Origin of the sequence: Streptacidiphilus sp. EB103A (genome assembly GCF_041261405.1) — a bacterium.
Classification (GTDB): Bacteria; Actinomycetota; Actinomycetes; order Streptomycetales; family Streptomycetaceae; genus Streptacidiphilus.
The window spans coordinates 191,285-207,220 of record NZ_JBGCAQ010000002.1 but is presented as its reverse complement, the minus strand read 5'-3'; the positions used below and the strand labels follow the sequence as shown (position 1 = coordinate 207,220).

Sequence of the window (15,936 nt, the reverse complement as noted above, 5' to 3'; positions counted from 1 at the left end):
CGACGAACACGCCGTATCCACCGTCACCGCCGGACCCTCAAGACCAAACGCATACGACACCCGACCCGACGCCACACTGCCGGTATTCCCCGTCAGCAGGAAGCCGTCCGACTCCTCCGAAGCCCCGCGCAGGAACGACCCGTAATCCTGCGCGATCGCCCCCGCGAACACACCAGTCCGACTGCCCCGCATCGTGCCGGGTTCGATGCCTGCCCGCTCGAACACCTCCCACGAGGTCTCCAGCAGCAACCGCTGCTGCGGATCCATCGCCACCGCCTCACGCGGCGAAATCCCGAACAACCCCGCATCAAACGACGCCGCGTCATACAGGAATCCGCCGTCGCGCACGTAGGTCCGACCCGACACCCCCGGGTCCGGGTCGTAGAGTCCGTCCAGATCCCACCCACGGTCGGTCGGGAACTCACCGATCCCGTCCCCTCCGTCAACCACCAGCCGCCACAGGTCCTCCGGGGACTCCACCCCGCCCGGGAAGCGGCACGCCATCCCCACGATCACGATCGGATCATCGTCCACGGCGACCAGCACAGGCAGCACCGCGCCGACGACGGCGTCCCCGCCCATCACCTCGCCTAGGACGAACCGGGCCAGCGCCACCGGCGTCGGGTGATCGAACACGAGCGTCGCCGGCAACCGTAGGCCCGTCACAGCGTTCACGCGGTTGCGCAGTTCCACCGACGTCAACGAGTCGAAGCCCAACACCTTGAACGTCTGCTCCGGTGCGATCTCACCCGTCGAGTCATACCCAAGCACCGCCGCGACCTGACCGCACACCAGCTCGACAAGAAGCCGCTCCTGCTCGGACCGCTCCAACCCCAGCAACCGCTGACCAAGACTCTGCACACCCTCCGCCCGCGAACTCGCAGCCACCGCGCGGCGACGCGGCGAACCGACCAGGCCCCGCAGCAACGCCGGCAATGCCTCGCCCTGCGCACGCAACGCGGCCAGGTCCAGGTTCACCGGCAGCACCACCGCCCGCTCCAGACCCGCCCCGGCATCCAGGACGGTGTCGAGCAGGCCCAGGCCCTGCTCGACACCCAGCGGCAGCATCCCGCTACGCGCCATCCGCCGCAGATCCGCATCACCCAGGCCACTGGTCATTCCGGCGCCCGGCGCCCACGGACCCCACGCCAGCGAAGCAGCTGGAAGACCCTGCCCACGGCGCACCTGCGCCAGAGCGTCCAGGAACGCGTTCGCCGCACCGTAGTTGGCCTGACCGGCGTTCCCCAACGTCCCCACAACCGAGGAGAACACCGCAAAGACGGCCAGATCCAGACCCTGCGTCAGCTCGTGCAGATTCGTTGCCGCGTCCACCTTCGGACGGCAGACAGCAGCCATGCGCTCAGGCGTCAGCGCGGACACGACACCGTCGTCCAACACCCCGGCCGTGTGCACCACCGCAGTAAGCGGATGCTCAGCCGACACCGTCGCCAGTGTTTCCGCGAGTGCCTGCCGGTCAGCTATGTCACAGGCGAGCACCGAGACCTGTGCGCCCAAACCAGTAAGTTCCGAGACGAGTTCGGCTGCGCCGGGGGCGGCCGGGCCGCGTCGGCTGGCCAGCAGCAGGTGCCGCACACCGTGCACCGTCACCAGACGACGCGCCACCAACGACCCCAGACCACCCGTGCCGCCGGTGACCAGCACCGTACCCTCGACATCCAGGACAGTCGGGAGAGTCAGCACCACCTTGCCCACGTTCTTCGCCTGGCTCAGGTAGCGGAACGCCTCCGGCGCCCGACGCACATCCCACACCGACACCGGCGACGGCACCAACACCCCCGCCTCGAACAGCTCCACCAGCACAGCCAGCATCTCGCCGAGCCGCCCCGGGTCGGTGTCCATCAGGTCGAACGCCCGATACGACACACCCGGGTGCGCGGCAGCAACCGCAGCCGGCTCACGCACATCGGTCTTGCCCATCTCCACGAACCGGCCCCCACGCGACAGCAACCGCAACGAGGCATCCACGAACTCACCCGCCAGCGAGTCCAGCACCACATCCATCCCGGCACCGCCGGTCACCTCCGCGAACGCGCCCTCGAACGCGAGGTCACGCGAGGAAGCGATATGTGCCTCGTCCAGACCCAGCCCCCGCAACGCCGCCCACTTGCCCGCACTGGCCGTACCGAACACCTCCGCACCCAAGTGACGGGCCACCTGCACCGCCGCCATACCCACACCACCCGCGGCCGCGTGCACCAGCACCCTCTCCCCCGGCTGCAAGCCACCCAAATCCACCAAGGCGTAGTAGGCCGTCAAGAACGCCACCGGAACCGCGGCCGCCTGCGTGAACGACCAGCCCGCCGGAATCCGCGCCACCGTACGCGCATCCGCCACCGCCACCGGACCGAACGCCGCCGGGAACAACCCCATCACCCGATCACCCACACCCAACCCAGCCACACCGGGACCGACCTCGGTCACCACACCGGCACCCTCAAGACCCGGAAGACCCGCATCCCCTGGATACATCCCCAACGCATTGAGCACATCCCGGAAATTCACCCCCGCAGCACGCACCGACACCCGCACCTCACCAGCACCCAACTTCCTTGCAGCGACGGGATACTCCACCAGCCCCAGACCGTCCAGGGTCCCCTGCTCCACAATGCCCAGGCGCCACCCACCCTCCCCCGGAACCGCCAACCCTTCGGAAGTCGTCCGCGCCAACCGCGACACGAAGACCGCGCCCCCGCGCACCGCCAACTCCGGCTCACCACTGGCCAGGGCACCCGGCACGGCCGCCCATGACTCTGACGCACCATCAATATCCAGCAGCGCGAACCGACCCGGGTTCTCCGCCCGCGCCGCCCGCACCAGACCCCACACCGCCGCCAGCACGGGATCCGGCACCTCACGGCCCACCCCGACCGCACCCTCGGTGACCAGAACCAACCGCGCCCCGGCAAACCGCTCCTCAGCCAACCACTCCTGCACCAGCCCCAACGCCCCCTCCGACCCCACCCGCACCAGCACATCGGCAGGAACCGCCGCCACATCCACCTCAGCCAGACCCCCCACCACAACCACCGCACCCCCACCACCAGCCACCACCGGCAACGGCGACCAATCCACCTGGAACAACCCATCAACCCCACCCCGCGAGGCACTCAACGCCTGCGCCGACACCTCACGCAACACCAACGACCCCACACCAGCCACCAACTCACCCGCACCATCAGCAACCCACAGACCCAACGATTCCTCACCCTGCGGCGTCAACCGCACCCGCAGCGAGGAAGCACCCGACGCCCGCAGCGACACATCACTCCACGAGAACGGCAGACTCACCCGCCGAGAGGTGCCCCCGGTGCCAACCGCCAGCCACGCGTGCAGCGCCGCGTCCAGGAGGGCCGGGTGCAGACCGTACGCGGACGCATCAGCGCGCTCCCCCTCGGGCAGTTCCACCTCCGCGAAGATGTCCTCACCCGCACGCCACACCGCCCGCAACCCCCGGAACGCCGGACCATACGCATACCCGTCCAACGCCAGCTGCTCGTAAAACCCCTCCAACCCCACCGCCACCGCACCCACCGGCGGCCACACCCCACCATCGAACCCGGCCACCACCCCCACCCCGGCACTCACCACACCCGACGCATGCCGCACCCACACCTCATCGTCCACCCGCGAGAACACACCCACCGACCGACGACCCGACTCATCCACACCACCCACCACCACCTGCAACCGCACCCCACCACGCTCCAGCACCACCAACGGCGCCTCCAACGTCAACTCCTCAACCCCTTCACAGCCGACCTCCTCGCCGGCCCGCACCACGAGCTCCAGGAAACCCGTCCCCGGGAACACCACCGCGCCCGCGACCGCGTGATCGCGCAACCACCCGTGGGTCTGCAGCGACAGCCTTCCTGTGAACAGGAAGCCGCCGTCGTCCGCCAGCGCCACCGCCGCACCCAGCAACGGATGGTCGGCCGAACCCAGACCCACCGAACCCAGTTCACCCGACTGCAGCAGCGATGCCTTCGGCCAGAACGCACGACGCTGGAACGCATAGGTCGGCAACCCGACCCGAACCGCGCCCGAGCCCTCGAACACCGACTCCCACCGCACCGGCACACCATTCACGTGCAACTGGCCAACCGCCGTCAGCACACCGACCGCCTCGGGACGGTCCTTGCGCAGCGCCGGGACCAGCACACCCGTGGAGTCCTCCGACAGGCAGCCCTGCGCCATCGCGGTCAGCGTCCCCTCGGGGCCCAACTCCAGGAACCGGGTAACCCCGTTCTGCTCCAGCCACTTCACACCGTCAGCGAACCGAACCGCCTGCCGCACATGCGAAACCCAGTACTCCGGCGACGTGAGCTCCCTCGCCGTGGCCAACCGGCCGGTGACGTTCGAGACCACCGCCAGGCGCGGCTCCTGATACTCCACGCCTTCCGCCACCTCGCGGAATTCCGCGAGCATCGGCTCCATCAGCGGCGAGTGGAAGGCATGGCTCACCCGCAGCCGCCTGGTGCGACGGCCCAGCGCCTCGATCCGCGCCGCGACCTCCAGCGTCACGCCCTCCGTGCCCGAGACCACGACCGCGTTCGGGCCGTTGACCGCCGCAATACCGACCTGACCCTCAAGGCCCTCCAGCAGCGGCAGCACCTCCGCCTCCGAGGCGTCCAGCGCCACCATCACCCCACCGCTCGGCAGCGCCTGCATCAACCGGCCCCGCGCCACCACCAGCCGGCAGGCGTCCTCCAGCGACAACACTCCCGCCACATGCGCCGCCGCCAACTCACCGATCGAATGACCGACCAGGAAGTCCGGACGCACCCCCCACGACTCCACCAACCGGAACAACGCCACCTCAACGGCGAACAGCGCAGGCTGGGCGAACTCCGTCCTGTTCAGCAGCTCGGTGTCCTCCCCGAAGACAACCTCGCGCAGCGGAGCGTCCACCAGCCCGCACACGGCGTCGAACGCCGCCGCGAACACCGGGAACGCCGCATACAACTCCCGGCCCATCCCCAACCGCTGCGAACCCTGACCCGCGAACAGGAACGCCGTCCGACCCTCCGACCGGGCCGACCCCGACACCACACTCGCAGCCGACTCGCCGGCCGCCACCGCTGCCAACCCGCGCACCAACTCGTCACGGTCCGCGCCGAGAACGACCGCGCGGTGCTCCAACGCGGACCGCGTCACCGCCGACGAGAACCCCAGATCAGCGGCTGCCAGCTCCGGGTCCGCCGCCACGAAGGACACCAACCGCTCGGCCTGGGCCCGCAGCGCCGCCTCGCTCGCACCCGACACCACCACTGGCACCACCGGCAACGCCGCGGTGGCCTCCTCGACCACGGGCTCCGGCACCGGCACCGGCGCCTGCTCCACGATCACATGCGCATTGGTCCCACTGATTCCGAACGAGGACACACCCGCCCGACGCGGACGATCCAGCTCCGGCCACTCCTGCTGCTCCGTCAGCAACTCCACCGCACCGGACGACCAGTCCACGTACGTCGACGGCTCAGCCGCGTGCAAGGTGCGGGGAAGTACGCCGTGCCGCATTGCCTGCACCATCTTGATCACACCGCCGACACCCGCAGCCGCCTGCGCATGCCCGATGTTCGACTTCAACGACCCCAGCCACAACGGACGCTCGGGCGCACGGTCCTGGCCATATGTGGCGAGCAGCGCCTGAGCCTCGATCGGGTCACCCAGCGTCGTCCCCGTGCCGTGCGCCTCCACCGCATCCACGTCCTGCGGCTTGAGCCCGGCACCCGCCAGCGCCTGGCGGATCACCCGCTGCTGCGAGGGACCGTTGGGCGCGGTGAGCCCGTTCGACGCGCCGTCCTGGTTCACCGCCGAGCCGGCCACCACCGCCAGCACCGCATGCCCATTGTGCCGCGCGTCCGAGAGCCGCTCCACCAACAGCATCCCCACACCCTCGGCCCACGCCGTACCGTCCGCACCCGCACCGAACGCCTTGCACCGACCATCAACAGCCAACCCACGCTGCTGGCTGAAGTCGACAAAGGTGTCGGGCGTCGACATCACCGTCACGCCACCCGCCAAGGCCAGGTCGCACTCGCCGGACCGCAGCGACTGCACCGCCAGGTGCAGCGCCACCAGCGACGACGAGCACGCCGTGTCCACCGTCACCGCCGGACCCTCAAGACCGAAGGCATACGACACCCGACCGGAGATCACACTGCCCGTCGTACCGGTCAGCACATACCCGTCGGAATCGTCCGAGGCGCCCCGCAGTCGCGAGACGTAGTCCTGACCCATCGCCCCCGCGAACACACCGGTCCGGCTGCCCCGCAACGAACCCGGATCAATACCCGCCCGCTCAAACGCCTCCCACGAGGTCTCCAGCAGCAACCGCTGCTGCGGATCCATCGCCACCGCCTCACGCGGCGAAATCCCGAACAACCCCGCATCAAACGACACCGCCCCATACAGGAACCCGCCATCACGCACATACGACCGCCCCGAAACACCCGGCTCCGGATCGAACAGCCCCTCCAGATCCCAACCACGATCGGTCGGGAACCCACCGATCCCCTCCCCGCCCTCAACCACCAACCGCCACAAGTCCTCCGGCGACTCCACCCCACCCGGATACCGGCACGCCATCCCCACGATGACCACCGGATCGTCGTCAACAGCCATCGCCACCGCAGGCAGCAGACCACCCGAGGCGGTCTGCTGGTCGCCCACGACCTCCGCCAGGACATGCTTGGCCAGAGCGACCGGAGTCGGGAAGTCGAACACCAGCGTGGCCGGCAGGCGCATGCCGGTCACCGTGTTCACCCGGTTGCGCAGCTCCACCGACGTCAGCGAATCGAAGCCGAGAACCTTGAAGGTCTGATCCGACGCGATATCCCCGGCCGAGGCATGCCCCAGCACCGCCGCCGCCTGGGCGCAGACCAGCTCCAGCACCGCCCGCTCGCGATCCGCCGCCTGCAGCCCGACCAGCCGCTGCTCCAGTTCGAGCCGCCCGCCCGCACCGACTCCTGCCCCGACAGCGGCGCTACGACGGGTCGGCGTCCGCACCAGGCCCCGCAGCAGTGCTGGGACGGTGTCAGCCTGCCCCCGCAGGGACGTGACGTCGAGGTTCACCGGCAGCAGCAATGCCCGCTCCAGGGCCGCGCCGGCCTCCAGGACCGTGGTGAGCAGTCCCAGGCCCTGCTCGGCGCCCAGCGGCAGCATTCCGTTGCGCGCCATCCGCCGCAGATCCGCCGCGCTCAGCTCGCTGGTCATTCCGGCACCCGGTGCCCACGGACCCCACGCCAGCGACACGGCCGGCAGGCCCTCCGCCCGCCGCACCTGGGCCAGGCCGTCCAGGAACGCGTTCGCCGCCGAGTAGTTGCCCTGGCCGGCGCCGCCGAACGTCCCCATCACCGAGGAGAACAGCACGAACGCGGCCAGGTCCAGACCCCGCGTCAGCTCGTGCAGGTTCATCGCCGCGTCAGCCTTGGGACGGTAGACGGTGTCCATGCGCTCCGGGGTCAGCGCGGACACCACTCCGTCGTCCAGCACGCCGGCCGTGTGCACCACCGCAGTCAGCGGATGCTCCGCCGGAACCGCGTCGAGCAGGGCTTCGAGTGCCTGCCGGTCGGCCGCGTCGCAGGCCGCAACCGTCACCGCTGCCCCGAGCTCCGCCAACTCCCGCACCAGCTCCGCGACACCCGGCGCCGACGAACCCCGTCGGCTGGCCAGCAGCAGGTGCCGCACACCGTGCTCCGTCACCAGACGACGAGCCACCAGCGAACCCAGACCACCCGTGCCGCCGGTGACCAGCACCGTACCCTCGACATCCAGGACAGCCGGGAGGGTCAGCACCACCTTGCCGATGTTCTTCGCCTGACTCAGGTAGCGGAACGCCTCCGGCGCCCGACGCACATCCCACACCGACACCGGCGACGGCACCAACACCCCCGCCTCGAACAGCTCCACCAGCACGGCCAGCATCTCGCCGAGCCGCTCCGGATCGGTGTCCATCAGGTCGAACGCCCGATACACCACCCCCGGATGCGCGGCAGCAACCGCAGCCGGCTCACGCACATCGGTCTTGCCCATCTCCACGAACCGGCCCCCACGCGGCAGCAACCGCAACGAGGCATCAACGAACTCACCCGCCAGCGAGTCCAGCACCACATCCATCCCGGCACCGCCGGTCACCTCCGCGAACGCGCCCTCGAACGCGAGGTCACGCGAGGAGGCGATGTGTGCCTCGTCCAGACCCAGCCCCCGCAACGCCGCCCACTTGCCCGCACTGGCCGTACCGAACACCTCCGCGCCCAAGTGACGGGCCAGCTGCACAGCCGCCATACCCACACCACCGGCCGCCGCGTGGACCAGCACCCTCTCCCCCGGCTGCAACCCGCCCAGGTCCACCAGTGCGTAGTAGGCCGTCAGGAAGACCAGCGGCACCGACGCCGCTTGCGTGAACGACCAGCCCGCCGGAATCCGCGCCACCGTACGGGCATCCGCCACCGCGACCGGCCCGAACGCCGCCGGGAACATACCCAGTACCCGGTCGCCCACCGCCAACCCGACCACACCGGGACCGACCTCAGTCACCACACCGGCACCCTCAAGACCCGGAAGACCCGCGTCCCCCGGATACATCCCCAACGCGTTCAGCACATCCCGGAAATTCACCCCCGCAGCACGCACCGACACCCGCACCTCACCGGCCGCCAACTCCCGTACCGCAGCGGGGTACTCCACCAGCCCCAGACCGTCCAGGGTCCCCTGCTCCACAATGCCCAGGCGCCACCCACCCTCCCCCGGAACCGCCAACCCCTCGGAGGTCGTCCGCGCCAACCGCGACACGAAGACCGCGCCCCCGCGCACCGCCGACTCCGGTTCACCACTGGCCAGGGCACCCGGCACGGCCGCCCATGACTCTGACGCACCATCAATATCCAGCAGCGCGAACCGACCCGGGTTCTCCGCCCGCGCCGCACGCACCAGACCCCACACAGCCGCCAGCACGGGATCCGGCACCTCACGGCCCACCCCGACCGCACCCTCGGTGACCAGAACCAACCGCGCCCCGGCAAACCGCTCCTCGGCCAACCACTCCTGCACGACCCCCAGCACCCGACCGGTCACCGCTCGCACAGCACCCGGCTCCGCCGCGACCCGCACCAGCACATCGCCGGTGACCACCCCGTCCAGCTCAGCCGGATCCGCCGCCTCGACCCAGCTGCCTCCACCCGCAGCGTCCACCGCCGACGCCACCCAGTCCACCTGGAACAACCCGTCGCGAAACGCGCCACCACGGGCCGCCGCACCGAGCGACTCACCCGAGGCCTCCCGCAGCACCAAGGACTCGACCTCGGCGACCGCGCCGCCGACCCCGTCCGCCAGCTCCAGCGAAACGGTGTCCGCACCGAGCTGCGCCACGCGCACCCGCAACGTGCGCGCACCGGCTGCCGCGAGCGAGACTCCGCCCCAGGAGAACGGCAGGCGCAGCGCACCCACGCCCGAGGCCGGCCCGCTCAGCAGAACAGCGTGCAGAGCCGCGTCCAGCAGCGCGGGGTGCAGACCGAACGCCCCCGCGAGCGCCTCGTGGTCCTCGGGCAGGTCCACGACGGCGAAGACCTCGTCGCCGCGCCGCCACAGCGCTTGCAGGCCCCGGAAGGTGGGCCCGTAGGCGTAACCGACCTCGGCGAACCGCTCGTACACACCGTCGACGGACTCGGCCACCGCGCCCACCGGCGGCCACACCTCGAAGTCGAACGCATCGCTGTCGAGCGCACCGCCCGCGCGCGCCGGGGCATCGTCCGCCAGCGAGCCGCTCGCGTTCAGCACCCACGGAACGTCATTCGACGCACCGTCACCTCGCGAGTAGATGTCCAGTGTGCGCTCACCGGACTGCTCCGGTGCACCCACCACGACCTGCAACTGGACTCCGCCATGTTCCGGTACGAGCAGGGGCGCCGCGATCGTCAGCTCCTCCACGCGTCCGCAACCGACCTCGTCACCGGCCCGTACCGCCAGTTCCAGGAATCCTGTCCCCGGGAACACGACCACATCCGCGACGCGGTGGTCCGCCAACCACCCGTGCGACTGCAACGACAACCGACCGGTGAGCAGGTAGCCGCCACCGCCCGCCAGTTCCACCGCCGCGCCCAGCAGCGGATGGTCGGCGGCCGTCAGACCCAGGCCGGCCGCGTCGCCCGAGGCGGGTACGGCCTTCGGCCAGAAGTGGCGCCGTTGGAAGGCATACGTGGGCAGGCCGATCCGGCGCGCGCCGGTGTCGGCGAACAGGGCCGACCACTCCACCTCGACGCCGTGCGTGAACAGCCCGGACACGGCCGAGAGCAGCGCCGCGGCCTCGGGTCGTCCCTTGCGCAGCGCGGGGACCAGCAGCCCGTCCACCGCCAGGCAGGCCTGCGCCATCGCGGTGAGCGTGCCGTCGGGACCCAGCTCCAGGAACCGGGTGACGCCGTTCCGCTCCAGCCACGCGATGCCGTCAGCGAAGCGGACGGCCTGCCGGACGTGGGACACCCAGTACTCGGGTGAGGCCAACTCCCCTGCGGTGGCGAGTTCGCCGCTGACGTTGGAGACGATCGCCAGCTGCGGCTCCTGGTACTCCACGCTCTCCGCCACCTGGCGGAAGTCGGCGAGCATCGGCTCCATCAGCGGCGAGTGGAACGCGTGGCTCACCCGCAGCCGGGTCGCCTTGCGTCCCATCGCCCGCACCTGCTGGGCAACCTTCTTGACGGCGGCCTCCGCGCCGGAGATCACGACCGCGTTCGGGCCGTTGACCGCCGCAACTCCGACCCCGTCGCCCAGCAGCGGCAGCACCTCCGCCTCGGAGGCCTGCAATGCCACCATCGCGCCACCGGCGGGCAGCGCCTGCATCAACCGACCCCGAGCCACCACCAGGCGGCACGCATCCTCCAGCGACATCACTCCCGCCACATGCGCGGCAGCCAGCTCGCCGATGGAATGGCCCATGAGGAAGTCCGGTCGCACCCCCCACGACTCCGCCAACCGAAACAGCCCCACCTCAACCGCGAACAACGCCGGCTGCGCGAACGCCGTTCCGTTCAACGCCTCCGCGTCATCCCCGAAGACAACCTCGCGCAGCGGAGCATCCACCAGCTCACACACCGCGTCGAACGCCGCCGCGAACACCGGGAACGCCGCATACAACTCCCGGCCCATCCCCAACCGCTGCGAACCCTGCCCCGCGAACAGGAACGCCGTCCGACCCTCCGACCGGGCCGACCCCGACACCACATTCGGGTCGGCCTTCCCGGCGATGAGCGACCGCAGACCGCGCAGGATCTCCGACCGGTCCGCCGCGAGCAGCACCGATCGCTGTTCCAGTGATGACCGCGTCACCGCCGACGAGAGACCCAGGTCGGCCGGTGCCAGCCCCGGATCCGCCTCCACGAACGACAGCAACCGCTCGGCCTGTCCGCGCAGCGCCTCACCGCTCGCGCCCGAGAGCACCACCGGGACGACGGGCAGGTTCAGCGCGGGCGCCGACGCCTCCTCGGGCCGGGCCGGCTCCTCGTCGGCCGCAGCCACGGGGGCCTGTTCCACGATGACGTGCGCGTTGGTCCCGCTGATCCCGAACGAGGACACACCCGCCCGACGCGGACGACCGAGCTCCGGCCACTCCCGCTGCTCCGTCAGAAGCTCGACGTCACCGGCAGACCAGTCCACATGCGGCGATGCCACCTCCGCGTGCAGGGTGCGGGGCAGCACCCCGTGCCGCATCGCCAGCACCATCTTGATCACACCACCCACACCCGCAGCCGCCTGGGAGTGTCCGATGTTCGACTTCAACGAGCCGAGCCATAGCGGCCGGTCCGCCTCCCGGCCCTGGCCGTAGGTCGCCAGCAGTGCCTGCGCCTCGATCGGGTCACCCAGCGTGGTCCCGGTGCCGTGCGCCTCCACCGCGTCGACATCCGTCGCCGCCAGCCCGGCACCGGCCAGCGCCTGCCTGATCACCCGCTGCTGCGAGGGGCCGTTGGGCGCCGTCAGCCCGTTCGACGCACCGTCCTGGTTCACCGCGGATCCCGCCACCACAGCCAGCACCGCATGGCCTCGGCGGCGCGCGTCCGACAACCGCTCCACCAGCAGGACGCCCACACCCTCGGCCCACGCCGTGCCGTCGGCGCCCGCACCGAACGCCTTGCACCGGCCGTCGACAGCCAACCCCCGCTGCCGACTGAACTCCACAAACATCTCCGGCGTCGACATCACCGTCACACCACCGGCCAACGCCAGGTCGCACTCGCCCAACCGCAGCGACTGCACCGCCAGGTGCAACGCCACCAGCGACGACGAGCACGCCGTGTCCACCGTCACAGCCGGCCCCTCAAGACCGAAGGCATAGGAGACCCGGCCGGAGATCACACTGCTGGTAGTGCCGGTCAGCAGGTAGCCGTCGGACTCCTCCGAGGTTCCCCGCAGGTATGACCCGTAGTCCTGACCCATGGCTCCGGCGAACACACCCGTGCGGCTGCCGCGCAGCGAACCCGGATCGATGCCCGCTCGCTCCAGGGCCTCCCACGAGGTCTCCAGCAGCAACCGCTGCTGCGGATCCATCGCCACCGCCTCACGCGGCGAAATCCCGAACAACCCCGCATCGAACGAGCCCGCCCCGTACAGGAACCCACCGTCCCGCACATACGACCGCCCCGGCACCCCCGGTTCGGCGGCGAACAGCCCTTCCAGATCCCAGCCGCGATCGGTCGGGAAGCCGCCGATCCCGTCGCCGCCCTCGATCACCAACCGCCACAGGTCCTCCGGCGACTCCACCCCGCCGGGAAAACGGCACGCCATCCCAACGATCACGACCGGATCGTCGTCCCCCGCCACCACCGGGGGCAGCAGGGTGTCCGCGGCGGCCTCGGGGCCGCCGTGCAGGGTGTTGGCGAGATGGGCCGCCAGAGCCACCGGAGTCGGGTAGTCGAAGAGCAGCGAGGACGGCAACTTCAGCCCGGTCGCCAGCTTCAGCCGGTTGCGCAGGTCCACGGAGGTCAGCGAGTCGAACCCGAGGTCCTTGAAGGTGTTCCGGGATGCCACCTGGTCCGCGGACTCGTGGCTCAGGATGATCGCGACATGGGTGCGCACCAGGTCGAGGAGCGCGCTGCGACGCCGCGCGTCGGTCGCCTCCGGGGCCGCGGGGGCCGCCAGTGCCTCCGCCGGTGCCGCGGGAGCGACAGCAGCCGCCGCCGCAGCAGGGGTGGCCGCGCGCGTCGCGGGAGCGGCACCGAGCCAGTAGCGGCGGCGCTGGAAGGCGTAGGTCGGCAGTTCGACCCGGCGCGCTCCGGTGCCGGCGAACAGTGCTGCCCAGTCGACCTCGGCGCCGTGCGCGTAGGCCTCGGCCAGTGAGGCGAGCATCCGTGCCGGGCCGCCGTCGGCCCGGCGCAGCGTCCCGATCGCGGGTGCTTCCAGGTCGGCCGCGTCCACGGTCTCCGCTATGCCGGCGGTCAGCACGGGGTGGGAGCTGACCTCGACGAAGAGGTCGTACCGCTGCTCGACCAGGGCCCGGACGGATTCCTCGAAGCGCACCGGCTGCCGCAGGTTCCGGTACCAGTAGGTGCCGTCCAGGGTCGTCGGGTCCACGAAGGCGGCGTCCACGGTGGAGAAGAAGGGAACCTCGCCCGGACCCGGCGTCAGGCCTGCCAGCAGGACCGACAGTTCGTCCTTGAGGGCCTCGACGTGCACCGAGTGCGAGGCGTAGTCGATCGGCACCCGGCGGGCCCGGATGCCCTCGCTGTCGGCCCAGGCCTGCAACTCCACCAGGGCGTCCGCGTCACCGGCCACCACGACCGACACCGGTCCGTTCACCGCGGCGACCACGAGCCGGCCCGCCCAGCGGACCAGCAGTTCCTCGACCGCTGCCAGGGTCAACGGCAAGGAGACCATTCCGCCAAGCCCGGCGATGGCCGAGATCGCCCGCCGACGCAGGGCCACGACCCGTGCGCCGTCGGTCAGCGACAGGGCGCCCGACACGCACGCGGCGGCGATCTCGCCCTGTGAATGGCCCATCACCGCGGCGGGAACCACACCGAAGGAGCGCCACAGCTCCGCGAGCGAGACCATGACCGCCCAGGAGACCTGCTGCACCACGTCCACGTGGTCCACCGCGGGGGAACCCTCGGCCCCGCGGAGCACGTCCATCAACGACCAGTCGACCCAGGGGTCCAACGCGTCCGCGCACTCCTGCATCCGCGCGGCGAAGGCGGGGAAGTGCTCCAGCAGCTCACGGCCCATGCCGACCCACTGGGCGCCCTGCCCGGGGAACACGAACACCACCGGGGCGCTGCCGGCGCCCTGAGCGGCGCCGGCGGTCGACCGGCCCTCGACCAGTCCCGGCACGCTGCGGCCCTCGGCCAGCGCCCGCAGGCCGCGCCGGAGTTCCTCCGGGTCCTGACCCGTGATCACGGCACGGTGTTCGAAACCGGTCCTGGTGGCGGCCAGAGAGAAGCCTATGTCGGAGATGGACGACGTCGGGTCGGCGTCGACCTGCGCCAGCAGCCGGCCGGCCTGGGCGCGCAGCGACTCCTCGGTGCGTCCCGACACCACCCAGGGCACCGTCGGGACGTCCACCACCACGGGGCCGCCGCCGAGCGCGTCGCCCGGGTTTCCGGTGTCTCCCGCTCCGGCCCACTCGGACAGCACCACATGGCAGTTGGTCCCGCCCATGCCGAACGCGCTCACGCCGGCCAGCAGCGGCTGGTCCGCCTGCGGCCAGGAGCTCAGTTCGGTGGAGACCCGAAGGTTCAGGGCGTCCAGCGGGATGTCCGGGTTGGGCCTCTCGAAGTTCAGGCTGGCCGGAATCTCGCGTCGGCTGATCGACAGGACGGCCTTGAGCAGACCGGTGATCCCGGCCGCGCTCTCCAGGTGCCCGACGTTCGTCTTCGCGGAGCCGACCACCAGCGGTGCATCGTCCGCGCGGGCCCCGCCGAGCACCGCGCCGAGTGCGGCGGCCTCGATCGGATCGCCCAGCTTCGTTCCGGTGCCGTGCAGTTCGACGTACTGAACGTCCGCGGGGTCGACCCCCGCCGCCCGGTACGCGCGCCGCAGCACGTCCTCCTGGGCCGCGCGTTCGGGCGCGGTCAGGCCCTCGCCGCCGCCGTCGTTGTTGACCGCGCTGCCGCGGATCACGCAATGGATCGGGTCGCCGTCGGCGATGGCCTGCGACAGCTTCTTGAGCACGACGAGCCCGCCGCCCTCGCCCCGGACGTAGCCGTTCGCCCGGGCGTCGAAGGTGTGGCAGCGGCCGTCCGGGGACAGACCGCCGAACTTGGCCGAGGCGACCAGGCTGTCGGGGGCGAGGGTCAGGTTGACGCCACCCGCGAGGGCGAGCTCGGACTCGCCCCGCCGCAGGCTCTCGCACGCCAGGTGCACGGCGACCAGGGAGGAGGACTGGCCGGTGTCCACGGTGAGGCTCGGACCGCGCAGGCCGAGGATGTAGGAGAGCCGGTTGGCGATGATGGCGCGGTTGAGCCCGGTGAAGGTGTGCGGGCCGATGCCTTCCAGACCCTGCTGGTGCGAGAGCGTCGCATAGTCGTCCCAGGTGGCCCCCACGAACACGCCGGTGCGGCTGCCGCGCAGCCTGCGCGGGACGATCCCGCCCTGCTCCAGGGCCTCCCAACCGAGCTCCAGGACCAGCCGCTGCTGGGGGTCCATCGCCACGGCCTCGCGCGGCGAGATACCGAAGAATCCGGGATCGAACCGGTCGACCTGGTCGAGGAAGCCGCCCCAGCGGCTGTTCGCCTTGCCGGGCGCGGAGGGGTCCGCGTCGAACAGCGCGTCCGTGTCCCAGCGGCCTTCCGGGGCCTGGACCACGGCGCTCTCGCCGGCGCGCAGCAGCTGCCAGAACTCATCCGGACTGGAGGCCTTCGGAAGGCGGCAGGCGATTCCGACCACTGCTACGGCGTCGTGCAGGGAACGTCCGTCTTCTGGCAACACGGGCAC

1 protein-coding gene (running past one end of the window) is annotated in these 15,936 nt (G+C 71.0%); it reads right to left on the bottom strand.

Annotation, left to right across the window (positions count from 1 at the left end; all coding sequences use genetic code 11):
• A protein-coding gene (locus ABH941_RS04000; protein ID WP_370127145.1) for an SDR family NAD(P)-dependent oxidoreductase crosses the window boundary here: on the bottom strand, window positions 1-15,936 show its 5' portion. It extends 12,084 nt beyond the left edge of the window; only the first 15,936 of its 28,020 coding nucleotides appear in the window; it begins with the start codon at window positions 15,934-15,936; its stop codon lies off the left edge, out of view.